Consider the following 252-nt stretch of genomic DNA (forward strand, 5'->3'; position numbering starts at 1 on the left):
TTGCCGATCTGCCGCAGGGCATGGTGGTGCTGCCGGGACTCGATCTGGATATGGACGAAGCGCTCTGGGAAGCGCTTGGGCATCCGGTGACCACTCCCCCGCAGCCGGGGGCAGAACCGGTCGAGCGGCCCGCTATCACGCATCCGCAATATCACCTGAAGCAGCTGCTCCACGCGATGAGCGTCAGCCGCGCCGAGGTGGAGCCCTGGCAGGCCGAACCCAAGGCCGGTCTCGCCGCCGACCGTGCGCGAT

1 protein-coding gene is annotated in these 252 nt (G+C 68.3%); it reads left to right on the top strand.

Annotated elements, in window-relative coordinates; genetic code table 11:
- A partial coding sequence (locus tag AX735_RS26075; protein WP_202189618.1) for a hypothetical protein occupies positions 1–252 on the top strand: 252 nt, incomplete at both ends.

It is taken from the genome of Blastomonas sp. CCH1-A6 (assembly GCF_001556365.1).
In the GTDB taxonomy this organism is placed as follows: domain Bacteria; phylum Pseudomonadota; class Alphaproteobacteria; order Sphingomonadales; family Sphingomonadaceae; genus Blastomonas; species Blastomonas ursincola.